This window comes from Bacillus cereus group sp. BfR-BA-01430 (assembly GCF_022663115.1).
Classification (GTDB): domain Bacteria; phylum Bacillota; class Bacilli; order Bacillales; family Bacillaceae_G; genus Bacillus_A; species Bacillus_A cereus_BD.
Map to the genome: position 1 here is coordinate 1 of NZ_JAKUEW010000094.1, position 226 is coordinate 226.

A 226-nucleotide genomic window follows, 5' to 3' on the forward strand; every position below is an offset into this window, starting at 1 on the left:
ATTACCTTTTGCCTGCTCATTTGGTACTTCATTTCTTCCTGGATTATTCATACGGTTCGTTACTTCCAACTCTCGTTCTACTTGTTGGCGATTACCTTTTGCCTGCTCATTCGGCACTTCATTTCTTCCTGGATTATTCATACGGTTCGTTACTTCCAACTCTCGTTCTACTTGTTGGCGATTACCCTTTGCCTGCTCATTTGGTGCTTCATTTCTTCCTGGATTA

The 226-nt window shown here is 42.0% G+C and carries 1 protein-coding gene; it reads right to left on the bottom strand.

Annotated elements, in window-relative coordinates:
- Positions 1-226 (bottom strand): hypothetical protein (locus MR058_RS23105; RefSeq protein ID WP_242145949.1); only part of this gene is annotated, 226 nt, incomplete at both ends.